We start from the raw sequence: 24,627 nt of genomic DNA, 5'->3' as shown, positions 1-24,627 counted from the left end.
TTCTTAAAAGCCTACCCTTTTTGGGTAGGCTTTTTTGCTATATAGCCATAAATTGCTTTTTTGGAGAGGTTCTTTCCGGAAAACCAATCTGAAGCATTTATATCTAATAGAGCTCCTTGAGCTAAAGATGTAATTAAGCGCTTTGTTTCAAACGAATAAGCAAACGTATGTAATGTACCAAATAAGTTGTCGTAGTCATCAAAAAAGAGGGGAGAAGCAGGATCTGCGAATAACTTGAATAAATCTGTCTGGTTCATCAAGGCAGTTCTTTGTGCAGACAGAAAGCTGTAACGAGCGCGCGTGCTAGTCACATCCTCTCGGTTATACTTTTCTGTCTGCACAAAGTGATTCGTACAAACTAAGCCTGTATCCGATGTGCGAACATAAACTGTATTCGGGGTTATTTCTAGGACGACATGATGTCCATTTGCATCTCCTACAGAAAAATTATAGCAAGAAGCATGGGGCAGCAGCTTAAATAACTCAATCACCTGATTAGTTGTTGCACAAGTATCAAGTGCTATACGGACAGCAGTCCAAGCAGCCAAGCCTTTGCTGAAGCCTTGATTACTGACGAAATGAAGTCCAATGACGAGTCCTTTTTCATTTACTCCCTCGTGTCTACCAATTAGCTGAAGGTTGTATCCGATTGTACTATATACATCAGTTGGAGACAAAAAGCTTAAGCAATGATCATATTAGTCAGGTGTAAAATCATAATTTCTTACATAGGCAGCATGGTTCCCAAGAGCAGAGCAGCCAAGAGCATGGGGGCGTTGCATATTATACCCGCTGTAAAAAGAAGCAGCTTGCAGAGGATGAATACCTATACCATCTGCAATTTCCTCTAGTTCATCTAGAAGATGAGGGGCAAAAGAGGAGAACAGATCTTGTATCTCTTGGTAGTTTGTATGAGAAGCGGATAATTGCTTAAATTGGTTCAGTATAGAGTTGCCAGCATAAAAAGCACCTATTTTTTAACCGATAGTGTAGGAAGTATCTCGTATTTGCAAAATATCTTCTTTTAATTCCGCGAAATTCACCTCTTGCTAATTGAATTTCGTTGAGAACAAAATTCCTGCAAACAAAAAAACAGGAGAATTACTCTCCCGTTTTTTCCTTTTTCGATGTAGCTGTTAAATCAAGACGTTTAGCTTCTTGCTTAAACGAAATAATGAGTGAGACAACGACAAGTACCATTATAATCGCAAATGGAAAAGCTGCAATGATGGATGCTGTTTGTAAGGCATTTAATCCGCCAACGAAGAGCAGAATAGCTGCTGTTGCTGATTGGATAAGTCCCCAAGTAAGACGTACGCTCTTGCTTGGATGGATATCTCCATTTGTTGTCTGCATACCCAATACAAAGGTAGCGGAGTCCGCTGATGTAATGAAGAATGTACTAATCAACAACAAAGCTACAATAGAAAGAACTGTTCCACCTGGAATATTGGATAACAGTGCAAATAAGCCTACTTCTGAGCCGAATTGAGAAATGTCACTGAACAAGTCAATTCCTTCAAAGTATTCCATGTGAATACCTGTTGCACCAAATACAGCAAACCAGATAGCACCGAAAATAGTTGGCACTAAGAGAACGCCTGTCACAAATTCACGGATAGTACGACCCCGAGAAACGCGAGCGATAAATGTCGCAACAAATGGTGCCCAAGCAATCCACCAAGCCCAGTAGAACAGAGTCCAATTACCGATCCATGCGTTGTCGGTATCGTAAGGTGTCAAACGGAAACTCCATTCCGGCAGATGCTGGATATATTGTCCGAGTGACGTGGAAAATGAACTTAAAATAAAGTTAGTTGGACCTAGGAAAAGTACTGCCAGCATCAAAATAATCGCGATGATGATGTTAGCGTTACTGATTAACTTCATCCCTTTATCAACACCGCTTAATGCAGAAGTGATGAACAGTACTGTCACAATAACAATAATTAATAACTGAAGACCAAATGATGACTCAATTCCATCAAATACATACCCCAAACCGGTGCTGATTTGAATGGCGCCCAATCCTAAAGAAGTTGCAACACCAAAGATAGTAGCAAATACCGCTATGATATCAATTGTCTTACCTAATGGCCCCAAAACACGTTTACCAAAGATTGGCTCAAGAATGGAACTAATCACACCGCCATTCGAATCTTTACGGAAAGTAAAGTAAGCAATTGCCAGAGCTAGTGTGGCATAAATAGCCCATGGGTGCAGACCCCAGTGAAAGAAGCTGTACGCTAAGGCAGTTGTTCCAGCTTCTGCTGAGCTTGCTTCGCCTACAATTGTAGGAGGCGTATTGAAATGGTTAAGAGGTTCTGAAGCTCCCCAGAACACAAGACCAATACCCATACCGGCACTAAACAGCATTGCAAACCATGATATGTAGCTGTACTCCGGTCTGTCTTCTGGTTTACCCAGTCTGATTTTCCCGTACTTCGAAAACATGAGGAAAATGGCAAAACCAAGGAAGATAGTAGCAGCAATTAAGTAGAACCAGCCAAATTGATCAATTAGAAAAGCTTGTATAATGTTTGTAACATTCGCTGTATTCCCGTTTGGAAGAATAGATTCAGGAATGCTTCCCCAAATTAGAAAAGCAATTACGATTCCGACTCCCCACCAGAATACACTAGTTGTTTTTTTCATAAGTCAATCCTTTCCGCTAAAAGCTTGTACTTTCTTATGCAAATAACCATTATAACAAATTATCACTTTCTTTTGATACCCATAATTCGATTTAAATAAACCATTATTGATATAATTCCTTGCATCTCGACAGGAAAGGCCTTCTTACGTTACATGAGCAGGTGTTTCCTCTATAATGGCAATAACATGTCATTTTGGAGGGTGTAAGTTATGAAGAGATACTTAGTATTTCCGCTGCTAGCTGTATTATCCGTTCTGGTGTTTACCGGTTGTGCAAGTGCGGATCAGTCATCATCTGAGCAAACCAAGGAAGATACGTCCCAAGAACAGGAACAAGAACAAGAAAAGCAAGAGGAAGTAAAAGCGGAAAAGGAAGCAGAACAGGAAAAACAAGAAGCGGTAAAGCAGGAGGAGAAGCAAGAACCGAAGTACAAGGTTTCCGAAATTTCTTCCATTGTACCTATTGATAACGCAGAAGCACAGGTAGCTTTGCTGACATTTGACGATGCGCCGGATAAGCATGCATTAGAAATTGCAAAAACATTAAAAGAACTAAATGCGCCGGCAATCTTTTTTGTTAACGGACATTTTTTGACAACGGATGAAGAAAAAGAGACATTAAAAAAGATTCATGACATGGGTTTTGCTATCGGAAACCATACATATAGTCATGCGAATCTAAATGACTTAACACAGGAAGAAACAAAAGAAGAGATCTTAAAAGTAAACAAATTGGTAGAAGAAATTACTGGGGAGAAGCCAGCGTTCTTCCGTGCCCCATTTGGAGAAAATACGGACTACTCAAGACAGCTGGCTGAAGATGAAGGAATGGCAGTCATGAACTGGACCTATGGGTACGATTGGGAAAGTCAGTACCAGGACAAAGACGCGTTGGCAGATATTATGGTAAACACAGAGCTGCTCGGAAATGGGGCGAATCTGCTTATGCATGACCGAGAATGGACAGCAGCAGCTGTTCCTGAAATTGTGAAAGGCTTGAGAGACAAAGGCTTCACACTAGTAGATCCCGAAACAATTGAACGACCATCTTAACAATGAACGTGCATTAAACAAAAATCCGAGCTATGCCGATTCTTTAATAAGAATTGACGTAGCTCGGATTTTCTCTTGTTTAAGAGTCGGGGAAGCGTTAAATCTGTTGCCTTCATGTATAACCCGATTACTTCGCTTTATTACCGGAAAGCGCGATGTTCTTTAATGACACGAATATATTCGCTCGATTCATCCATTAACCCCTGTACGGGGAGACCTGCTTCTATATTGCGTTTAATATAGATGATATTTTCAGCGCTTATAATTTCACCGGGAATGAAAATCGGGATGCCTGGTGGATAGACCATAATAGATTCAGCACTAATCCGCCCTTCAGATTCCGCTAGCGGAATTGCTTCTGTATCGGCGTAAAATGCGTCACGAGGACTAAGTGACAAAACGGGCATCTCAGGAACAGAGACTTCCATGTTAGGAGCAGAAATGCCTCCTTGGTGCAATGCAGCCAGGTCAGCTAAAGCATGCAGCAGCTGCTGGATTTCCTTTTCTGTATCACCCGGCGTAATTAAGAATAACAGATTGTATAAATCCGAAAGTTCTACTTCCATATTTTTTTCTTGTCGCAGCCACCGCTCTGCATCACTCCCAGAAATACCAAGCTGTTTAACTGACACAAGTAGCTTCGTCGGGTCGATAGCAAATGCGGCTTCTGAATCAAGTATTTCTGCACCAGCACAATACAGACCAGTGATGGCATTAATTTGCTTTCGTGCATCATTCGCAAGCTGGATCGTACGTGTGTTCATTTCCGCACCTTTTGTGGCAAGCTGGCGGCGTGCTGCATCCAAAGATGCCAGCAGGATATAGGAAGTGCTTGTCGAAGTAAGCATGGAAAGCACCGTTTGTACTTGCTCATGCCGAACAAGCCCTTCACGCAGATTTAATATAGAACTCTGCGTTAAAGAACCGCCCAGCTTGTGGACGCTTGTTGCCGCTAAGTCTGCTCCTGCCGCCATTGCTGAGACAGGCATTTGTTCGTGAAAATGGATATGAACACCGTGTGCTTCATCGACAAGAACAGGAACATTATATCGATGCGAAACATCTACAATTTGAGTTAAGTCCGCCGCAACACCAAAGTACGTCGGGTTAATGACGAGTACTCCTTTGGCATCAGGATTTGCCTCTAATGCTTTCTCGACAGCAGCAGGTGTAATGCCGTGTGAGATACCAAGATGATGATCCAGCTGCGGATGAACGAAAATAGGTATGGCGCCTGAAAAGATTAGTGCACTTGTGACAGACTTATGCACATTTCGCGGAACAATAATTTTATCTCCAGGTTTGCATACACTCATTACCATTGCCATAATTGGTGTGCTTGTACCTTGAACGGAGAAAAAGGTGTAATCCGCGCCAAAAGCTTTGGCTGCAAGCTGCTGTGCTTCTTGAATCATGCCATGTGGATGATGCAGGTCATCCAATGGTTCTATATTGATTAAATCGATGGAAAGTGCGTTTTCTCCGATAAAAGCGGAAAATGCGCTGTCCATTCCTTTGCCTGTTTTGTGACCAGGTATGTGGAATTGAAGTGGTTTGTTCGCGGCATGCTTACGCAAGCCATCAAACAATGGTGCTTGTTCTTGTGAAAACATCTTTGCTGACACCCTCTTTACTAGTTAAAAACAAAAGAATTATAGCAAAACTAGCTTGTGATTACTAGCTTCGCATGGATTGCTCTTTTCGTGTTACACTATTATCCAGAGAAGGAGGGGGTAAAATGAGCTATAGCTATCCATTAGATGAAACGTGGACAAAAGAGGAAATTATTGATGTTGTAAATTTCTTCTCCTTAGTCGAGCGTACATATGAAGATGGCATTTTGCGGGACGACTTGCTGCTTGCTTATGAGCGCTTTAAACAAATAGTGCCTTCCAAGTCAGAAGAGAAACAATTGGGAGCACAATTTGAAAAAGACTCTGGATACTCTAGTTATCGGGCAGTTCAAAAAGCAAAAGCTGCATCTCCTGGAGAAAAAATAAATATGTAAAGCAAAATCCCCCTCCAAGCTAGGAAGGGGATTTGATATTTATTAAGCATGTTGATGCGCTGCTTGTTCATACAAAATAGCTGTATGTTTCAAGACATCTTGACACACCTTAAGAAATTCTGCTTTTGAAGCGAGTGCCGGATCGTCAGGCTGCAGATGAACACCGCATACCAATTCTGATTTCTTAATATGCTGCAGGCGATCTGCTATCTTATCGTACAATTCATCGGAGATAGGTGAAGCATCTGGCTTCATATGATCCATTGACCAGACATAGTGGGATGGGATGGTATTTAGAATCTGCTGCTTTGCTTCTGTCATTTTCTGTCCAACTGCTTCTTTAAAAGGACTTTCGTATATAAGGGCAAATTGAACAAATACATGACTGCCCCAAAGGCCAATCTGAAAATGAGGAAGCTTTTTATACCCTCGCTTACTGGATGCTAAAGCTGACCACGTATCTTTTGGAGGATTTTTCGTACGGCGAGCGTGCTTAGCAACATGCACATACATATCTTCATCCGTCACTTGCTCTGCAAAGGGAGCCAGTTCAGTTGCAAGCATCTCTAACTTCGGAGACAGCCGACTGCGCAGCTCTTCCATTCTTTCTTCCAATCCATCTATCGTAAATACATCAAAATCCTGCTGTGTAAATAATGCTGACATTTGTGTCACTCCTTGCCGAAATCTGTCCGTTAAATCTTTTTCATCATACCTGTCAAGCAGGAAGATTGCAAGTAAGGAAAGGTTTACAAACGGCGCTGCAGTGGTAAAAAGAAACAACTTGACTGAATGATAAAAAACATGAAGGAGGGAAGGGAAATGCGTGATGTAGTGGAGGCATTGCGGAGAAGGGAAGCAGAGGAGAAAGTGCCGGCGATTCGCCTGGAAATCGATTATCAGCTTGTTACGTTGCATGATGCCATACAGGAGAATGATAAGACCGTAATTAAAGAGACGAAAGCAAGGCTGAATATACTGCGAGAGCGTCTGAATCAATTCGAATCATAAGATGTTTTATGTTAAGCTAGTGGAAAGAATGGGGGAGCACAGATGGAGCAATCATTGAAGCACACATTACATGAACAGGCCTATCAATGGGTGCTGGAAGCTGGACAGCTGATCAAAGAGAAAATGGATACACCATTGGAAATTATGACAAAGTCAAGCCCAAAAGATCTTGTGACTGAAATGGATAAAGCAGTGGAATCTTTCTTCTTAAAGAAAATTGAAGAAAATTATCCAAGCCACAAAGTCTTAGGTGAAGAAGGTGTAGGAGAAGCTGTTTATGAGACTACCGGTACCGTTTGGATCATCGACCCAATTGACGGAACAATGAATTTTGTCCACCAAAAAACCAATTTTGCCATTTCCATCGGGATTATTCATGAAGGTATAGCCGAAATTGGTTTGATTTACAATGTCATAGAGGGCACTATTTATCATGCAAAACGAGGAGAAGGTGCTTTCAAAAATGATAAGCATCTTCCAAAACTTCCGGAAAAAACGCTCGACCAATGCTTGATTGAACTGAATCATTTTTGGTTATGCCCAAACCGTCGTGTAAATGAAGAAAAGCTGCAGCAGCTAGTATACAAAGCAATAGGAACGAGAGCTTATGGTTCAGCAGCTTTAGAACTCGCTTTTCTTGCTGAAGGTATTACAGATGCATATTTGACTTTTAGTTTACAACCCTGGGATTATGCAGGCGGCTATGTTTTATTAGAGGAAGTAGGAGCCAAATTGACGGATGCTTCTGGACAGCCAGTCGATTTCTTAAACAGGACAACAGTAGTAGCGGCAAATACAAGCATCCATCAAGAATTAATTGATGACTATATTGAGTTAAAATAATTGAGTTAAAATAAAAAAGACGGAAGCCCGTCTTTTTTATTGCCCTTTTNCATCCAACCGTAATTCTGGTAGCTGATTGTCACGCCTGCTGCTACAAAACAGGCAATTACCAAAATGGCAGTTAATAAAGCTAGTCCTTTTGACATCGTTTCACCTCATTTGATTAAATTAAAGGTTCATCTGTCTTCGATTCCCGATATAACTGAAAGTTGCCGGTTGCTTTTCTTTCTTTCGTTCGTAAGGTAATGCGCTCTGTACAAGTTGTACACATATGCATTGTATTACGTCGATTGCGCAACTTCTTCGCTTGTGGACTTCCATCATCTATTTCTTCGACTATATCGCAAATTACGCACTTTACTCGCATGCTATCACCTCAGAAAGTATAATACTTTTTCAGTTTACCATACGATACGACTTTGTGCTTAGCGCCGGCATTCGCAGTCTTACCCAATACGAGGCATTGCTATACAGCAGCTTAGCTAATACGTATTTGGCGGATTGCCATTATAGGATGTTCTTGTTTGCTGGGAAGGTAGCAGTGTGCAGGACCAGTTTCTTTAATGCTGCGTCCGTCTACTGCAAATAAGAACATACTCGCTTTGAGATCGTCCAAAGCAACGCTTTCTTCCCCGGTTTCTGTCACGAACACGGCATGTGTAGCATCCTCCTGTATGTTAGCAGTAGCAAGAAAATCAGCAATTGGCATCACGTAGCTGTTCTCCAGTGCTTTTTTTCGTTCTTCCCGTGTAAGACTTTTGTTAATAGGCGGTTTCATCTTTTGCTGGTAAACAGAACGATCCCAATGTTTTTCCTCCGCATCAGGAACAGGTTCCACCTCTTTAAAAGCGTTTTCAAAAAGGACTTTGCGATCATCAAAAATCCAGACTGATGGGTCAAGTGTGAGTGGAAATTCCACCTTGCCTGTCAATGTAATTATCATATGGAGACACTTCCTTTAACAGAATATACTCTCTTTTTGACTAACATATTGGTAGTTTAACATAAGTAATGCGTCGAATGACAAAGATTCGACAAAATTAATAGGAGGACGTGTCTTGCAATTTAGCGGGAGTACCGCTAGAATTGTATAGAAGAAGTCTGTTTAACGGAGGGATAATTTTGATATCTGAGATCACCGTTAGTAATCAAGAGAAAGCATATGCCCTTCTTTTGGCGGATGCTGATAAGATACTTAAACTAATCAAAGTACAGATGGACAATCTGATGATGCCGCAATGTCCGCTTTATGAAGAAGTGCTTGATACACAAATGTTTGGATTGTCTCGTGAGATAGATTTTGCTATTCGATTGAACCTTGTGAAAGAAGAAGATGGAAAAGAGCTTCTGGAAAACTTGGAAAGACAGTTGAATGTGCTGCATGAAGCGGCACAGCGGTCTATGCGTTCTTAATACAAAGGGCAGGCCGCTTGTCATACACTTGTACGGGCATCCCATATGAAAGATGAAAACCCTTTGCCCTTCAAATTCGGCGGGGTTTTTTTATTATTCCATCCATACTGCGGTTTAGTGATGATCGTAAAATACATACTGGGAGCTTTAATATGAAAAAAAGATTGCGTAATTTCGACTTTACTTTGATGTTCACACCATTACTGCTGACTGCTTTTGGTGCAGTAATGGTTTACAGTGCCAGCTATACAGTTGCTGTAGTCAAATATGATTGGGCAGCGACTCATTTCTTTGTACGGACGCTTGTATGGTTTGCATTAGCTATTCCAGTGTTTGCGTTTTTTAGTTTCGTACCCTATAAAAAATATCATAAGGTGATTAAGCCGCTGATGCTGGTTATCTTTTTGATGCTAGTTTTAGTATTATTTACTGGTAAAGTAAACGGTTCCAGATCTTGGTTCAGTCTCGGCTTTTTCAGTGTGCAGCCTGCAGAATTGGCTAAAGTAGGGATGATTATTTATCTAGCATCTATTTATTCGAAGAAACAAAGCTATTTAGATAGTTTCTCCAAGGGAGTTCTGCCTCCATTAATAGCATTGGGAATGATTCTTGGTTTAATAGTTATCCAGCCGGATGTTGGGAATGCCTCGATTATATTCTTGATTTCCTGCTCGATTATTTTCAGCGCCGGAATTAAGATTAGGCATTTGAGTTTATTGATTGTTGCGGGGCTTTTATTAATTTTGGCGGTGTGGCCCCATATGGTTACAGAAGAAAGAGTATCCCGTTTTACGGGTGCCTACCAGCCATTTGATGAGGAACATGTTCAAGATGACGGATTCCAGCTCGTTCAATCCTACCTTGCCATTGGTACAGGCGGTGTGTTTGGTGACGGTCTCGGTCAGGGCGTACAGAAACTAGGGTACTTGCCAGAACCGCACACAGACTTTATTATGGCAGTTATAGCAGAGGAACTTGGCTTTATTGGCGTAGCAGCAGTACTGGCTATGCTAGCCATTATTGTGCTGCGGGGTCTTTATATTGCCAAGCAGTGCCGAGATAGTTTTGGTTCATTATTGGCAATAGGCATTTCGTCGATGGTGGGTATTCAGACCTTTATTAATCTGGGTGCAATCACCGGCCTATTGCCAATTACAGGTGTAACACTGCCGTTTGTCAGTTACGGAGGTACATCCTTGCTGATTTTGTTCGCTTCTATGGGCATTTTGAATAATGTTGCCAAGTATGTACGTTCACAGGAACTGATTGTATCAGACAGCACCTTTACACAAGATAAGCGGGGAAAACGTCCCTCCAATCGACAGAGGATCCGCACCACTAGTACAACTACACAAAACAGGGGAAAGACTAGAGGAGGAGAACGATGGACGAACTAAGGGGAATTAGTAAAGTTTTAGTTGCAAACAGAGGGGAAATCGCTATTCGTGTATTCCGAGCTTGTGTTGAGCTCGGTATACAGACGGTTGCGATTTATTCAAAAGAGGATAAATCCTCCAGTCACCGCTTTAAAGCGGATGAGGCATATCTGGTCGGCGAGGGGAAAAAGCCGATTGATGCCTATCTTGATATCGAGAATATTCTTGAAATTGCGAAAAATTCTGGAGCGGATGCTATTCATCCAGGTTATGGTTTTCTTTCTGAGAACATTCATTTTGCGAGGCGCTGTGAAGAAGAAGGCATTACTTTCATTGGGCCGCACAGCGAACAGCTGAATATGTTCGGGGATAAAGTAAAAGCAAGACAGCAAGCATTACTGGCAGAAATACCAGTCATTCCAGGAAGTAATGGACCAGTCCAAGATCTTGAAGAGGTAGAAGCTTTTGCTGCCAAACATGACTATCCGATCATCATAAAAGCTTCGCTTGGCGGCGGGGGACGTGGTATGCGTGTCGTTCGTGATGCAGCAGAAGTAGCAGAAGCCTATGAACGTGCGAAATCAGAAGCGAAAGCTGCATTTGGCAGTGATGAAATGTATGTAGAGAAACTGATTGAGAATCCGAAGCATATTGAAGTTCAGATTCTTGGTGATAGTGCAGGCAACGTCATTCATTTGTACGAGCGTGATTGCTCGATTCAAAGACGTCACCAGAAAGTCATCGAAGTGGCACCAAGTGTCGGTCTGCCAGAGTCGCTGCGACTTGCGATTTGTGATGCAGCCGTTAAATTGATGAAGAACGTATCCTATTTGAATGCGGGTACTGTAGAATTCCTTGTAGCAGATAATCAATTTTACTTTATCGAGGTTAACCCGCGTGTCCAAGTAGAGCATACAATCACAGAAATGGTGACAGGTGTTGATATTGTGCAGACACAGCTTTTGCTGGCGCAAGGGTACAGCCTAACTGATCAGCGACTTGGCATACCTGCACAAGCTGATATCAAAACAAATGGCTTTGCCATTCAAGCACGTGTCACGACGGAGGACCCGTTAAATAATTTTATGCCGGATGCGGGTAAAATTATGGCTTACCGTTCCAGTGGAGGATTTGGTGTCCGTTTGGATGGAGGAAATGCCTTCCAAGGTGCGGTGATAAGTTCTTATTATGATTCCTTGTTAGTAAAAGTCTCAACTTGGGCAGCTGGTTATCAGCAAGCAGCTTATAAATTGGAGAGAAATCTGCGCGAGTTCCGGATTCGAGGTATCAAAACCAACATTCCGTTTTTGGAAAATTTAGTCTTGCACGAAAAGTTTTTATCGGCGGACTACACTACGAGCTTTATTGATGAAACGCCAGAACTGTTCGATTTTCCGAAAAGTCGGGACAGAGGAACAAAGATGCTTCAGTATATCGGCTATACGACGGTCAATGGCTTTGACGGAAGCGGCAAAGTAGAAAAACCTGTATTTCCGCCCCAAAGGATACCCAAGCTGCACAAAGGCCTTNGGACAAAACAAATACTTGATGCACATGGACCAGAAGGGCTTGCTGATTGGCTGAAGAATCAAGAAGAAGTGCTATTGACAGACACTACTTTCCGAGATGCACACCAATCCCTTTTGGCCACACGCGTTCGGACAAAAGATTTGCTTGCGATTGCCGAACCAACGGCTAAACTGCTGCCAAATCTTTTCTCTGTCGAAATGTGGGGCGGAGCTACTTTTGACGTTGCCTATCGCTTCTTGAAAGAAGACCCATGGCATCGCTTGGCGAAGCTGCGAGAAAAAATGCCGAATGTATTATTCCAGATGCTTCTGCGTGCTAGTAACGCAGTAGGATATAAAAACTATCCGGATAACGTTGTAGAAAAATTCGTGGAGGAAAGTGCGCAGGCCGGTATTGATGTGTATCGTATTTTTGATAGCTTGAACTGGATTGAAAATATGAAACCAGCAATTGAAGCAGTACGCAAGCAAAATAAAGTAGCGGAAGCAGCGCTTTGTTATTCTGGCGATATATTAGATCCGAGCCGAACAAAATATGATTTGGCATATTACACGAAGATGGCCAAAGAATTAGAAGAAGCGGGTGCTCATATTATTGGTATTAAAGATATGGCAGGTTTGCTCAAGCCGCAGGCGGCATATGAACTGGTGCATGCGTTGAAAAACACTGTATCTCTGCCAATTCATTTGCATACGCATGATACAAGCGGTAATGGTGTGCTCACCTATATGAAAGCTGTGGAAGCAGGTGTTGATGTCGTCGACGTTGCAGCAGGGCCGATGGCTGGCCTGACATCTCAGCCTAGTGCCAGCTCGTTCTATCATGCGATGCAAGCAATGGACCGTAAACCTTCCATAAATGTCGATAATTATGATGAGATTGGCCATTACTGGGAAGATGTGCGCGCGCGCTACAGTGATTTTGAGAGTGGAATGAAAGCTCCGCACGCAGAGGTTTATTTACATGAGATGCCAGGCGGACAATACAGTAATTTGCTGCAGCAAGCCAATGCTGTCGGCTTAGGTGATCGCTGGGACGAAGTGAAGGTCATGTACAGAAGGGTAAATGATCTGTTTGGAGATGTTATCAAAGTAACACCATCCTCAAAGGTAGTCGGGGATATGGCGCTCTTCATGGTTCAAAATGATTTAGATGAAAAGACCGTCATCGAACAAGGAGAGTCCTTAGACTTCCCTGATTCTGTTATTGAATTTGCGCAAGGTTATCTTGGTCAGCCATATGGAGGTTTCCCGAAAGAACTGCAAAAGGTAATTGTTAAGAATAGAGAAGTAATTACGAAACGTCCGGGTGAATTGCTTCCTTCCGTTGATTTTAATGTGCTTCGCAGAGAACTAGAGGAAAAGCTTGAAAGTGAAGTTACGGAACAAGATGTTGTCGCCTATTCGCTGTATCCGAAGGTATTTGAAACATACGCCGCTTTCAAGGAAGCGTACGGCGACTTATCCGTATTGACAACACCAACGTTCTTCTATGGCATGAAAATGGATGAAGAAATCGAAGTGGAAATTGAATCTGGTAAAACGTTGATTGTTAAGCTGGTTGCAATTGGCGAAGCTGGTCCAGATGCAATGCGAACGATGTACTTTGAGTTTAACGGTCAGCCGCGGGAAATACTTGTGCGCGATGAACAAGTGCAAGCAACAGTCAAAACAACACCGAAGGCAGATAAGCAGAATAAAAAGCATATCGGTGCCACAATGCCAGGTACTGTAATCCGAGCACTTGTTGGACCAGGTGATCAAGTGCAGAAGGGACAGCAGCTCCTCGTTACGGAAGCAATGAAGATGGAGACAACAGTCCAAGCGCCTTTCGATGGAAAAGTAAAAGGAGTCTACGTAAAAGACGGAGAACCAATCCAAGTAGGCGATTTGCTTGTAGAGTTTGAATAAATACTAAAAAATCCACTGCTTTTGGGAACGGATCCCAGGGACTGACCCCATACGCTGAGACAAATAAAAAACACCTTCAAGGTTGAAAACGGACGATTGTTATCCGAAATAATACTTGGAGGTGTTTTTTCTATGGGAACTAGAGTCAGTTATCCAGTGGAGATAAAAATGAAGGCAGTTGAAATGCGCTTGGCAGGCGTGCCTGTAAAAGAGATTATGAACGAACTAAATATTAAGAGTAGGTCTCAAGTGAAGACATGGGTTAGATGGTATAAGTCTGAAGAGACGCATCGTTTTGAACAGCCAGTTGGCAAGCAGTACACCTACGGGAAAGGGCCAGCCTATTCTTCAGAAGTAGAGGAATTACAAGCTGAGAACCGATTTTTAAGGCAACAAAATGAAGTTTTAAAAAAGTACAAGGAATTGGAAAGGAAGTTGATAGAGAAACGGCAGTCGAACTTGTAGAATCACTGCATAACACAATGACAATACAGGATATTTGTGTACATTTAGGTATCTCGAGAGCATCTTATTATCGCTGGAAGAACAAAGAGAAAGACGATTCGAAAGAACTACTTAAAAAGCAAATTGGCATATTGTGCCGAGAACACAAGTATCGGTACGGTTACAGAAAGATTACTGCCTTACTGAGACAGGAGCAATGCATTAACCACAAAGTCGTGCAGCGAGTAATGCAGGAGAATCAATGGCAGTGCCGGGTTAAAGTGAAGAAACGTAAGAAAACTGGACAGCCATATGCCGTCGCAGAAAATTTATTGGATCGGAACTTTCAGTCTGATCGTCCTCTTGAGAAGCTCGTAACCGACATTACATACCTGCCTTATGGTCAGAAACTAATGTATCTTTCCAGTATAATAGATTTGTGCAATGGCGAAGTAGTGGCGTCCTCTATTGGAGATAAACAAGATACAGCTTTCGTGTTGGAGACACTCGATCAGCTGCCACCATTGCCTGAGAACTGCATATTACACAGTGATCAGGGGTCGGTGTACACATCTTATAAGTACCAAGAAGCTGTAAAAGCAAAAGGCATTACCATGAGTATGTCCCGAAAAGGAACGCCCGCTGATAATGCCTCTATCGAATCGTTTCATTCCATACTAAAGTCTGAAACATTCTATCTTAACAGCATAAATCGAACTTCGACTGCCATCGTAGAACGTACTGTTGAAGAATATATTTATTATTATAACAATATTCGTATCCAAACGAAACTAAACAACCAATCACCGATACAATATCGGCAATCGGCTGTTTGAAGGTTTTTTGATCCCTGTCTCAGAAACGGGGGTCAGTCCCCCATAAGCAGTGGATTTCTTATTGTTCTTTTTCGAATTTCGCACTTCGGAAGGATAGCATGATAAAGTACGTCATCATGCCAAAGTAGATACTGATAATCAAGGAGTGCATTAAGGCGATATATAGATTCATACCTGTGAAGATGACTAATACACCGACTACTGCTTGTGCTGCTAGCATGCAAAAGCTAATAATCCATCCTTTTGTCATGACAGCATGTCCCTTGTAGCGACGCAGCACTTGGACCATGATGATGAAGGACCAGACAAGCGCAAGCATCGCAGCTCCACGGTGGAGCATCTGTACCATCTGAGCAGTGCTGAGACCAAATAAGCCCGGATCAGCGTTTGAACAAAGCGGAAAGTCTCCGCAAACAAGACTGGCATGCATGTGGCGAACGAGTGCACCAGTATATACAACAAGATAAATAAAGATTGTATGCAGGTAAAACTGGATACGCATCCCTTTTTTAATAACGAGCGCACGTGCATCGAACTTCTTGTCCACCTCGAAAACAATCAATGTTAGCAATAGGACAGAAGCGAAGGAAATGAGTGAAATACCGAAATGCAGTGCTAGGACTGCGTCAGATTGTTGCCAAACAACAGCTGCAGCACCGATTAATGCCTGCAAAACAAGGAAAAACACGGCCAGGACAGATAAGAATTTAACCTCTCGAATGTGACCGATTTTGCGCCAAGCAAATATAGCCAGTAAGAGAATGACAATTCCTATTGTGGAAGAAACAAATCGATGAGCTGATTCAATGACAAGCTCGGGAGTTACATTTGTGAGCGCTCCTTCACATAAAGGCCAGCTTTGACCGCAACCATCCGCAGATCCTGTCTTTGTTACCAAAGCACCCCCAAGAAGGATGAACAACATACCGACAGTACTGATTACAGATAAATATTTTAATAATTTCATGCAGGAAACACCTCTTATATACAAACTTATAGCGTTACAAAAAACATCAAGCTTATCGTAACATGAAATCAACAAGAAGAATCAGAGATTTCGTGTCAATTTTATGACCTGTAGTCACCTGGGGAAGTAATTACTAGCTGAAAGAATAGGTTAGTTCAGTAAATTGTCAAAAACAGTTTCTTATCTTAGAATATAACGTGTTACAATATGAAAAGTGTAATAGAATACAAGAATTATGTGTAACCAAGCAGAAAGGATGTGCTGGTGTGAATAAAGCCGAATCAACTTCTTCACAAGTATTGAATGGTGCAGAACACGCCGATTCAAACACTAGTCTATGGACAGACTTCAAAGCACTTATAAAAACTGGAATTATTAACTCCAATCTATTAACTGCATTTGGCGGTTTTTGGCTTGCGCTTTACATGACGAATGAGCAATTCGTTCATCATATTCCGACATTCATCTATATGATGCTCGGCAGCGGGTTGGTTATTGCTGGCGGATGTGTAATCAATAACTACTATGACCGAGACATTGACCATGTAATGAAACGGACGAAGAAACGCCCGACTGTAACCGGAACTATACCGCTTTCCGTTGTACTCACGATGGGAATTGGATTTACCGTTCTCGGTGTCGGCTTCTTGTTCTTGACAACATGGCAAGCAGCAGCGATTGGTATTTTTGGCTGGTTTGCTTATGTCATCCTTTATACGATGTGGTCAAAACGCCGCTATACCATTAATACTGCTATCGGCAGTTTTTCCGGCGCAGTGCCTCCGCTAATCGGTTATGCTGCCATTGATGGCGGTTTGAGCACGGAAGCATGGATTGTTTTTGCTATTATGTTCATTTGGCAAACGCCGCATTTCTTAGCTTTAGCTATGAAAAAGGCAGAAGACTATAAAGCAGCGAATATTCCAATGCTGCCTTCTGTATATGGATTTGGAATTACGAAGCGTCAAATTATTGTATATACAGTATGCTTGCTTCCCCTTCCGTTCTATTTAACAACCTTGGGAACTGTGTTTGTTGCCATTGCTACTGTATTGAACGTTGGCTGGCTCGCAATTGGAATTGCTGGCTTCTTCATGAAAGATGATTTAAAGTGGGCAAATTGGATGTTTATCTACAGCTTGAACTACTTAATGATCTTCTTTATCGCACTTGTTGTATTCACAACACCTGCAATCTTCTAATAAAAGACACTGTTGTAAAGTGTCTGAATTTAAAACCGAACTGGGAAGTGAATTCTTTCACAAGAATTCACTTAGGTTCGGTTTTTTTATTTATACTACAAATAGATAGTCAAATTACCATCCAGTTATATGGAATGAAGAGCAACTCCTGTTATGTCTCTTCTTGGAGCTATTTGTGTAAAATGGAGTAGAGACTTCGGCCAGCTGTTTTTTACTAGCGGACTTTATCACGTCCTGCCAAACTAGCGGCGTATTCTTTCAGCGCAGCAGTTAGAGCGCTCCGCTTATATGTTGGCTCTAAATATTTTGTGTTTATCGAGTGCATCGTTTTGGGAATAAAGACCATAAACGTGCACCGAAGAGAGGGTAAAGAAATGGATATGGAAACACCCCGTTTAAGTTTAAAGGCAATAACAACCGATATGGGAAAGCAGCTTGTCCGATTTCCAATTAGGTTCTTTTATGAACAGGAAATTTCGTATGTAACGGACTGGCCATCCAATGCTTTAAAAGCGGAGCTGCCGCTTTATCTGGAGGATCTTGCAACGGGACAGACAAACTTCGGTTTTGGACCGTGGATTGTACATACAAAATATAAGCAGGAGATGGTGGGTGACATTTTTATCCGCCAGACAGCTCCTCATGCTGAACTCTTTTTCCATATACGGAGAGAGATGGCTGGCAAAAGATATGAAGAGGAAGCGATTGTCGGCATCTGTGACTGGCTGTTGCAGCAAGGCGTGGAAACAATTCATGCGTTTTGTAAGCCACAAGAAGCAGAAAAGCAGCAAGTGCTGATACGCTGCGGCTTCCATAAACTCGGACAAGCGGATGGGCTGGTTCAATTTAGAACATATGGGCAGCTGCTTCCTGCAGATGGTTTGTGAAGGTTGTCGAAAAAGTCAGCTATTTCCACATGCTGTTTTGTATTATAATAGGTGCAGTGCAACGCATGAAAAGAAGGGGGCTGGAGCATGAAAGGTTTGCGAATCGTGCTATTGTTGCTCGTAGTGGGAGCGGGTATTTTATTCATTTGGAATAGAAATGATTATTTGGCTCCTGCCCAAGATGCCAAGACAAAAAATACGGAAAATACACAAAAGGCAGAAGCTGCCCAAAAACCGAATGGAGATATAGAGCGCTGGATCAATCAAGCCCCTGATACGCTGAAGAAAGATCAAGGTGAAGCTGATCATGTTGATAAATCTTCTTACGGGTATGAGTGGTATGTATATGATAAAGGAGACGCATATGCACAGTACGGAGTGAAAGATGACCGTATCGTTACAGCCTTTGCTGTGGGGGAAGCAACTTTAGCTGAAGTGAAACTTGGTGAAAGCCGTGAAGAAGTAGAACAGGATTATACGTTGGAGAACGAGGTGTCTTTCCGCTATGATGGTAACCGATACACGTTTAAACTAAAGGACAAGGATCAGCAGATTCAGCCTTTAGCACAGCTGGAAGACGGATTGTTCGCCCAGTTCTACTTTGACACATTCAAGGACGAACTAGCTGCTGTGCGTGTCATAACCGATGAGCAGCTGATTATGGAACGTCCGTACGATATTACGTATACAGGTCAGCTTCCTGAGCAGCCACAGCTCTCAACAGAAGAGTGGCAGCAAGTACAAGCAGGTATGGAGCAGCAAATTATCGAGATTACGAATGTGATGCGCGCTCAATTCGATGTTTCTCCGCTTGAATGGAATGATAATGTGGCGGCAGTCGCACTTGGTCATAGTGAAGATATGCAGAAGCAGCAATACTTCTCGCATGTCACACCAAGTGGTGAAGAGCTTGGGGATCGCCTGGCAGCTGGTCAAGTACCTTTCCAAAATGCAGGTGAAAATATCGCTGCCGGCTACACGGACGCGCCAGCCGCTATGGTTGGCTGGTTAAATAGTGAGGGGCACCGTAAAACAATGCTTGATTCAACCTATAAAGAGTTGGGGGTAGGCGTTTACCGCTATTACTATACACAGAACTTCTTGCTTCAATAACCGAGTTTCTTCATGAAACTCGGTTTTTTGTGTGTCATTCTGCTTAGGCTTTCATACATTGTTTAGAGAGAGTAATTTTTGGATAGGAGTTGAATCGTAATGTCAGAAACGAATCTGCATCCATCGATTCAGGCATTCAAGCAATTTGTCGAGCAGCACCCGAAGCTTATTGAAGAAGCGAGGCAGAAACAGACTGGATGGCAGCCTTATTATGAAAAGTGGGTGCTTTTAGGAGAAGAAGATCCGAGCTGGCAAGCGTATAAAGCAGCTGCACAGACGAATCAGATGGAGACAGACGAGGAATCAGCCGAAAAAGGAAACGAAATGGTTAGTAAGATGATGGGCATGGCAAGTCAATTCGATTTGCAGAAGCTATCAGGTCATATCCACCAGCTGAATGGCGCATTAGATAACGTGAAGCATTTAATCGGGCAATATCAAGGTGTGAAACAACAGCTTCCGGCAAAGAAAAAAGGGCCGACATTCTTTCACAAAGACTAGAAGGAGATGGGTATGATGCGGCAGGATATCTATCAAAGGCTCAAGCAGCGGGAAGAGCTGCTGCGTTTTGTCAGACTTCACCCTGTCTGGTATCGAACGCTATCACGTGATCCAAATGCGTTTGCAGATATGGAGAAGCAGGCAAAATATTTTTACGGAAAAACCGTACCACAGCGCATGGGACAGTTCGGGGAACAGCTGAGTATGGTGAACATGCTGATACAGATGGCAAGAGCAATGCGGGATTAGGTCTTTTCATTTCCCTATTATTTGGTATGATAATAGTGGAGGTGGTTATATGTTTGCAACTGTGGAATTTGTTGAGCTATTGGAGAGATCCGAGAATTTAGGCAGAATGATTCGAGATTCGGAAGTAATGGCTGCTTATAATTCTTCGCAAGAAGCGCTCTACCAGGATAGTGAAACAAAAGCGAAAATTGACGCATTCACTGCTGTAAAGGAACAATATGAAGAAGTGCAGCGATTCGGCAGATACCACCCGGATTACAGCTCTATCATGAAAGAAATTCGCAGCAAGAAGCGTGAGATGGACATGGATGCCAATGTTGCGGCATTTAAAATAGCAGAGCGGAATCTGCAAAAACTGCTCGATGAAATAAGCGGAACACTCGCTGCTACGGTGAGTGAAACTGTGAAAGCACCGCGGTCTGGTGCGGCTATGAAGGACTCTGGCTGTGGCTGCGGCAGCGGCGGAGCTTGCGGCTGTGCCTCTTAAAAACGACCGGCAAGCTTCGGCTTGCCGGTTTTTTATGTTGCTCCAGTGGGGCAGGCTTTGCTACACTAGTAAAAAAGCTGTAAAGCGAGGAACATCACTTATGTTGACAAAACGTCAGGGAATCGTCGTATGGTTCCAACATATGAAAAATATAAAGCAGCTGAAGCGGCACGGACATTTGGTCTTTGTTTCCAAAAAGCAAAAGTATGCCATGATTTATGTGAACATGGAGGAAGCAGAAGAAAAAGAAGCAGTATTACAAAGGCTGCCGTTCGTATCTAAAACAGCGTTATCGTACCGCCCATTTGTACGTACAGATTTTGAGAATGCAATACAGGATAAAGCAAAAGAATACGATTATAAGATCGGTATATAAAAAAAGCCTGCAGGGAATAGCCCTGCAGGCGCCTTTTGTTTCCGATGAAAACAAACAGGCAAAGGGAGAGGAGAAACCGGAGGAAGAGCTTATGGGGAAACGTAAGTCTTCTCCGTGTTCATGAAGCAGCTATAAGCGTGATAGCCGCTTCAGTAGTACAGTATGGACTGGCTTTAGCAGGATTATACATCGTTTTTGAAGGAGTGATAAAGCAATGCGCGTGATTGCTGGAGAGCATAAAGGACGGGCACTAAAAGCCGTGCCCAATCAATTGACAAGACCAACGACTGACAAAGTAAAAGAAAGCCTGTTTCAGGTGCTAGGCCCATTCTTTGAAGGAGGCGCGTGTCTTGATTTGTTTGCAGGAAGCGGCGGGCTTGGTATTGAGGCGCTTAGCAGAGGAATGGATACTTGTATTTTTGTTGATAAGCAAGGCAAGGCTGTTGAGACGATCCATCAGAATTTGACGACGTTGAAGCTGACAGACGCTGCCGAAGTGTATCGAAATGATGCACTGCGTGCGCTGAAAGCTGTTGCGAAACGAGAGAAGCGGTTTGATCTTATCTTTTTAGACCCGCCATATCAAAAAGTATCATACGAGAGCTTACTGGAGCAGATTAGCGAGACTGGTATACTTGGAACTGGCGGACAAATTGTTTGTGAACACGATGGACGTAAAGAACTGCCAGCATTTATCGCTGGTTTTCAAGCGGTGAAACGGGAAACTTATGGGAACACTACTGCTATTACAATTTACCAAGCTGCTCAGGAGGGTGACAGATGACAATCGCAATGTATCCAGGCTCTTTTGATCCTGTAACGAACGGCCACGTGGATATTATCAAACGAGCAGCCACTATCTTTGATGAAGTGATTGTTGCAGTAGCTGTGAACAACAAGAAACAGCCACTTTTCAACGCAGAAGAGCGAGTAGAACTTGTACAGGAGTCACTGAAACATTTCCCGAATGTGACCGTAGCAAAAGCAGAAGGTCTTACTGTAGACTTTGCAAAAAGATATGACGCGCGCGTACTGATTCGAGGGCTGCGGGCTGTTAGTGATTTTGAAAGTGAAATGCAGATAAGCGGTATTAACCGCCATTTAGAACCGGAATTAGAAACGCTGTTCATCACAGCTGATGCAGCATACAGCTTTTTGAGTTCCAGCATTGTGAAAGAGGCAGCAAGTTATGGAGCGGATATAAGTAAGCTTGTACCGCCCCCTGTACATAAGGCAATCAAACTGAAATTTTAAGAAATTAATGGGATAGACGTCGTCGCAGCAGAATAAGTGTACCTAGTGCAAGGATGCTTATTGTAAACAGCGGCCCGAAAGATGCTATCCGTTCCAGCAGCTCCATGGAATTTGGAGCTGTTTTTTCATGTAGAAAAGTATAGATACTCGTTTCTTTATGTCTTGCGTAAAGTGGTACATATAAGCAAGCTGCCAAACCTGCTGCAATAAAGCCGTGCAGTATACGCGCAAAGAAATAGGGTGCAAATCGAATATCTGTATCCGCAAGAATGCTCGCTACTTGGGCTTGCACGGAAAAGCCGTTGAATGCGAGGACAAAACTGACAATTACGATAGGGAAGAAGAAATCAGATCCGGCTGCTTGTGCAATCATTTGTCCGCCCATCGTGATTTCTAAGAAACCAGAGAGCATTGGAAGGACCAAATCAGCTGGGATGCCAAACAAACTGGTAATTATTTTTAGCCCGTTTGCCAGGAAATCGGTGACACCTAGTATAAATAAAAGCTTATTGAAGACAGAAAACATAATAATAAATCCACCAATCATCAGCAGTGTCTGGATAGATTGAATGACAGCATCGCCAAAGATCTTACCGAAAGGGCGCTTATCTGCCAAACGTGTTTCATGCAATTCCCGAAAAGCGCGTTTTACTAGTCCTTTCTCACGCACATAGACAGAGCGAGTTTCATTACGGCCGTAAAANAAGCAAGGGCGATTTTCATTCCGGCCGAAAAATCGAATGCAGATACCTACAAGTATATTCCCGCCGTAGTGTGCAATAGCAAGCAGGAGCCCAAGCTCGGCGTCACCGAAGAAACTAACAGCGATTACGCCAACAATGAATAGAGGGTTGCTGGCATTTGTGAAGGATACGAGTCGCTCTGCTTCTGTTTTTGTCAGTTGTTTTTCCTGCCGCAATCTGCTGGTGAGTTTAGCTCCCGATGGATAACCGCTAGCCATTCCCATTGCCAGTACAAAGCTGCCGACACCTGGTACATTGAACAAAGGCCGCATGATCGGCTCGCAGAATACACCGATGAAGCGAACCATCCCAAAAGCGATTAACAGCTCTGCTGTGATGAAGAAAGGCAGCAGAGATGGAAATACGACTTCCCACCACATATTCAGCCCGCGTATGCTTGCTTGCAGTGCTGGATCCGGATATGTAATCAGGCTGACTGCTAAAAGCAGCGCTGCCCCAGCGAACAAAATCGATTTCATTTTTTGCACAATGATCCCTCCGATTTGTGACTGCTGTACTTCTTGATATCGAAGTAGTACACTTGAATTCAGTCTGTTGGTACAGGCTACCTTAACTATACGCGTGCTTCAAAGAGAATTATGCTTCTTCTGCTGAATTAGTAGAGAAAGAGGGCACAAAAGGGGAACTGAAGATGAAACAGAAAACGCGCTATACCCTGTTTATCGTGCTATTGCTGCTCATTGTCTTCTGTTTTTCCGGGATTTACAGAATGCCGTATTATATATACAAACCCGGGGGAGCAGATGCACTTGATCCAATTGTTTCGGTGGCTGGCAGTGATAAAAGCGAAGGAGATATGCATCTTGTCACCGTACGGGGCGGACAGGCAACGCCATTTCAGTATGTGATGGCACACATTCTCCCGTATCATCAGATTGAGAAACTGGAGGATGTTATTCCAGAAGGCATTTCCGAGGAAGAATATACCCAGGCACAACTCATGCAAATGGAGAGCTCACAGGAAGCCTCTACAGTCGTTGCTTATCAAGCAGCAGATGCCGATTTGCAAGTGGATTATCAAGGGGTTTATGTCGTATCCGTGGTAAATGATTTGCCTGCTGATGGAATTCTAAAGCCAGGTGACCATATAACCGGTATAGATGATAAAACTGTGAATGAAGCAACAGATCTGACAACATACGTGACATCTAAACAATTAGGCGATACGATCACTTTGCAAATTAATCGCGGCGACAAGCAGCTGGAGAAGGAATTGAAGCTTGAAGCCTTGCCTGATACCCAGATTCCTGGTATTGGTATTACATTAGTAACCGACAGGGAAGTAAACGAAGATCCGGAAGTTACCTTCTCAAGCGGAGAAATTGGCGGTCCAAGTGCAGGACTGATGTTCAGCTTGGAAATCTATGATCAGCTGGAAAAAGAAGACTTGACGCAGGGATTACAAATTTGCGGTACTGGGGAAGTTGATTACGAAGGAAATGTTGGCCGTATTGGCGGCATCGATAAGAAGGTTGTGGCAGCAGATAAGGAAGGCTGTGCTGTTTTCTTTGCGCCAAATGAAAATGGTGCAGAAGATTCTAATTACCAGCTCGCAAAACAAACAGCAGAAGATATTAAAACAGACATGAAAGTCGTTCCAGTAGACACCTTTGAGGAAGCAAAAGAATACTTAGAAAAATTGCCTGAGAAATAAAATAATAGGTTAGAGCTATATAAAAAATCCAAACGATACTGCGAGCATCGTTTGGATTTTTTTCTACATCAAAATTAATATGCAGGACTAATAA

At 42.8% G+C, this 24,627-nt stretch carries 25 protein-coding genes and 1 pseudogene; 18 read left to right on the top strand and 8 right to left on the bottom strand.

What is annotated here, in order from left to right; translation table 11 throughout:
- Positions 1 to 11: 11 nt before the first annotated feature.
- Both B1K52_RS15570 and B1K52_RS15565 read right to left on the bottom strand, forming a co-directional pair.
- Positions 12 to 686 (bottom strand): annotated as a pseudogene (locus tag B1K52_RS15570) (C45 family autoproteolytic acyltransferase/hydolase); the annotation flags it as partial.
- 415 nt (positions 687 to 1,101) lie between these two features.
- Positions 1,102 to 2,655 carry a glycine betaine uptake BCCT transporter gene (locus tag B1K52_RS15565; protein WP_077309845.1) on the bottom strand — a complete coding sequence of 518 codons (1,554 nt, stop codon included), beginning with the start codon at positions 2,653 to 2,655 and terminating at the stop codon, positions 1,102 to 1,104.
- A gap of 210 nt (positions 2,656 to 2,865) precedes the next feature.
- Between B1K52_RS15565 and B1K52_RS15560 the strand changes: the two genes are divergently transcribed.
- Positions 2,866 to 3,708, top strand: coding sequence for a polysaccharide deacetylase family protein (locus B1K52_RS15560; RefSeq protein ID WP_077309843.1), 843 nt, complete (start codon positions 2,866 to 2,868; stop codon positions 3,706 to 3,708).
- A gap of 140 nt (positions 3,709 to 3,848) precedes the next feature.
- On the opposite strand, the gene B1K52_RS15555 is transcribed toward B1K52_RS15560, so the two are convergent.
- On the bottom strand, positions 3,849 to 5,321 hold the full coding sequence (locus B1K52_RS15555) for an aminotransferase class I/II-fold pyridoxal phosphate-dependent enzyme (RefSeq protein WP_077309841.1): 1,473 nt from the start codon (positions 5,319 to 5,321) through the stop codon (positions 3,849 to 3,851).
- 125 nt (positions 5,322 to 5,446) lie between these two features.
- On the opposite strand from B1K52_RS15555, the gene B1K52_RS15550 reads away from it, so the two are divergent.
- On the top strand, positions 5,447 to 5,716 hold the full coding sequence (locus B1K52_RS15550; RefSeq protein WP_077309839.1) for a UPF0223 family protein: 270 nt from the start codon (positions 5,447 to 5,449) through the stop codon (positions 5,714 to 5,716).
- Between the two features lie 42 nt (positions 5,717 to 5,758).
- On the opposite strand, the gene B1K52_RS15545 is transcribed toward B1K52_RS15550, so the two are convergent.
- Entirely contained in the window at positions 5,759 to 6,382 is a 624-nt protein-coding gene (locus tag B1K52_RS15545; protein WP_077309837.1) for a YktB family protein, read from the bottom strand.
- Positions 6,383 to 6,538: 156 nt separating this feature from the next.
- Between B1K52_RS15545 and B1K52_RS15540 the strand changes: the two genes are divergently transcribed.
- Both B1K52_RS15540 and B1K52_RS15535 read left to right on the top strand, forming a co-directional pair.
- Entirely contained in the window at positions 6,539 to 6,727 is a 189-nt protein-coding gene (locus tag B1K52_RS15540) for a hypothetical protein (protein ID WP_077309835.1), read from the top strand.
- Positions 6,728 to 6,769: 42 nt separating this feature from the next.
- Entirely contained in the window at positions 6,770 to 7,570 is an 801-nt protein-coding gene (locus tag B1K52_RS15535; RefSeq protein ID WP_077309833.1) for an inositol monophosphatase family protein, read from the top strand.
- Positions 7,571 to 7,733: 163 nt separating this feature from the next.
- Here the strand turns inward: B1K52_RS15535 and B1K52_RS15530 are convergent, their stop codons facing one another.
- Positions 7,734 to 7,937, bottom strand: coding sequence for a YlaI family protein (locus tag B1K52_RS15530; protein WP_077309831.1), 204 nt, complete (start codon positions 7,935 to 7,937; stop codon positions 7,734 to 7,736).
- A gap of 111 nt (positions 7,938 to 8,048) precedes the next feature.
- The gene (locus B1K52_RS15525) at positions 8,049 to 8,513 is read right to left on the bottom strand and encodes a hypothetical protein (RefSeq protein WP_077309829.1); all 465 of its coding nucleotides are present in this window, start codon (positions 8,511 to 8,513) and stop codon (positions 8,049 to 8,051) included.
- Positions 8,514 to 8,692: 179 nt separating this feature from the next.
- Between B1K52_RS15525 and B1K52_RS15520 the strand changes: the two genes are divergently transcribed.
- The 4 genes from B1K52_RS15520 to B1K52_RS15500 all read left to right on the top strand — a co-directional run bounded on the left by B1K52_RS15520 (position 8,693) and on the right by B1K52_RS15500 (position 15,079).
- On the top strand, positions 8,693 to 8,983 hold the full coding sequence (locus B1K52_RS15520; protein WP_077309827.1) for an Fpa/YlaN family protein: 291 nt from the start codon (positions 8,693 to 8,695) through the stop codon (positions 8,981 to 8,983).
- Between the two features lie 152 nt (positions 8,984 to 9,135).
- On the top strand, positions 9,136 to 10,380 hold the full coding sequence (gene ftsW, locus B1K52_RS15515) for a putative lipid II flippase FtsW (protein WP_077309825.1): 1,245 nt from the start codon (positions 9,136 to 9,138) through the stop codon (positions 10,378 to 10,380).
- Complete coding sequence (pyc, locus tag B1K52_RS15510) at positions 10,368 to 13,799, top strand: pyruvate carboxylase (RefSeq protein ID WP_077309822.1); 3,432 nt, start codon at positions 10,368 to 10,370, stop codon at positions 13,797 to 13,799. Before ftsW ends, pyc begins: the two co-directional genes overlap by 13 nt.
- Before the next feature lie 132 nt (positions 13,800 to 13,931).
- A protein-coding gene (locus B1K52_RS15500; RefSeq protein ID WP_143588897.1) for an IS3 family transposase occupies positions 13,932 to 15,079 on the top strand; the annotation gives its coding sequence in 2 pieces (ribosomal slippage) (positions 13,932 to 14,205 and positions 14,205 to 15,079; 1,149 coding nt in all).
- A 58-nt stretch (positions 15,080 to 15,137) separates the two neighbouring features.
- On the opposite strand, the gene B1K52_RS15495 is transcribed toward B1K52_RS15500, so the two are convergent.
- On the bottom strand, positions 15,138 to 16,046 hold the full coding sequence (locus B1K52_RS15495; protein WP_077309818.1) for a COX15/CtaA family protein: 909 nt from the start codon (positions 16,044 to 16,046) through the stop codon (positions 15,138 to 15,140).
- A gap of 266 nt (positions 16,047 to 16,312) precedes the next feature.
- Here B1K52_RS15495 and cyoE point away from each other — a divergent pair, with 266 nt between their 5' ends.
- From cyoE to coaD, 9 genes are all read left to right on the top strand, one after another.
- Positions 16,313 to 17,248, top strand: coding sequence for a heme o synthase (cyoE, locus tag B1K52_RS15490; protein WP_077309816.1), 936 nt, complete (start codon positions 16,313 to 16,315; stop codon positions 17,246 to 17,248).
- Positions 17,249 to 17,622: 374 nt separating this feature from the next.
- On the top strand, positions 17,623 to 18,135 hold the full coding sequence (locus B1K52_RS15485) for a GNAT family N-acetyltransferase (RefSeq protein ID WP_077309814.1): 513 nt from the start codon (positions 17,623 to 17,625) through the stop codon (positions 18,133 to 18,135).
- 87 nt (positions 18,136 to 18,222) lie between these two features.
- Positions 18,223 to 19,248 carry a CAP domain-containing protein gene (locus B1K52_RS15480; protein WP_077309812.1) on the top strand — a complete coding sequence of 342 codons (1,026 nt, stop codon included), beginning with the start codon at positions 18,223 to 18,225 and terminating at the stop codon, positions 19,246 to 19,248.
- 99 nt (positions 19,249 to 19,347) lie between these two features.
- Positions 19,348 to 19,749 carry a YlbD family protein gene (locus B1K52_RS15475; protein WP_077309810.1) on the top strand — a complete coding sequence of 134 codons (402 nt, stop codon included), beginning with the start codon at positions 19,348 to 19,350 and terminating at the stop codon, positions 19,747 to 19,749.
- Between the two features lie 15 nt (positions 19,750 to 19,764).
- Entirely contained in the window at positions 19,765 to 19,998 is a 234-nt protein-coding gene (locus B1K52_RS15470) for a YlbE-like family protein (protein WP_077309808.1), read from the top strand.
- Positions 19,999 to 20,047: 49 nt separating this feature from the next.
- Entirely contained in the window at positions 20,048 to 20,485 is a 438-nt protein-coding gene (locus B1K52_RS15465; RefSeq protein WP_077309806.1) for a YlbF/YmcA family competence regulator, read from the top strand.
- Positions 20,486 to 20,585: 100 nt separating this feature from the next.
- Positions 20,586 to 20,861, top strand: coding sequence for a YlbG family protein (locus B1K52_RS15460; RefSeq protein WP_077309804.1), 276 nt, complete (start codon positions 20,586 to 20,588; stop codon positions 20,859 to 20,861).
- Positions 20,862 to 21,075: 214 nt separating this feature from the next.
- Complete coding sequence (gene rsmD / locus B1K52_RS15455) at positions 21,076 to 21,645, top strand: 16S rRNA (guanine(966)-N(2))-methyltransferase RsmD (protein ID WP_077309802.1); 570 nt, start codon at positions 21,076 to 21,078, stop codon at positions 21,643 to 21,645.
- Positions 21,642 to 22,115: a pantetheine-phosphate adenylyltransferase gene (gene coaD, locus B1K52_RS15450; RefSeq protein ID WP_077309800.1), complete on the top strand. Its 474-nt coding sequence runs from the start codon at positions 21,642 to 21,644 to the stop codon at positions 22,113 to 22,115. Before rsmD ends, coaD begins: the two co-directional genes overlap by 4 nt.
- A gap of 4 nt (positions 22,116 to 22,119) precedes the next feature.
- On the opposite strand, the gene ylbJ is transcribed toward coaD, so the two are convergent.
- Entirely contained in the window at positions 22,120 to 23,337 is a 1,218-nt protein-coding gene (ylbJ, locus tag B1K52_RS15445) for a sporulation integral membrane protein YlbJ (RefSeq protein WP_077310626.1), read from the bottom strand.
- A 173-nt stretch (positions 23,338 to 23,510) separates the two neighbouring features.
- On the opposite strand from ylbJ, the gene B1K52_RS15440 reads away from it, so the two are divergent.
- Complete coding sequence (locus B1K52_RS15440; protein WP_077309798.1) at positions 23,511 to 24,533, top strand: SepM family pheromone-processing serine protease; 1,023 nt, start codon at positions 23,511 to 23,513, stop codon at positions 24,531 to 24,533.
- Positions 24,534 to 24,627 lie beyond the last annotated feature (94 nt).

Source organism: Terribacillus halophilus (assembly GCF_900162685.1).
GTDB classification, from domain to species: Bacteria; Bacillota; Bacilli; order Bacillales; family Amphibacillaceae; genus Terribacillus; species Terribacillus halophilus_A.
Note: the sequence above shows the minus strand (reverse complement) of the source record. Positions and strands in the feature narration are given on the sequence as shown.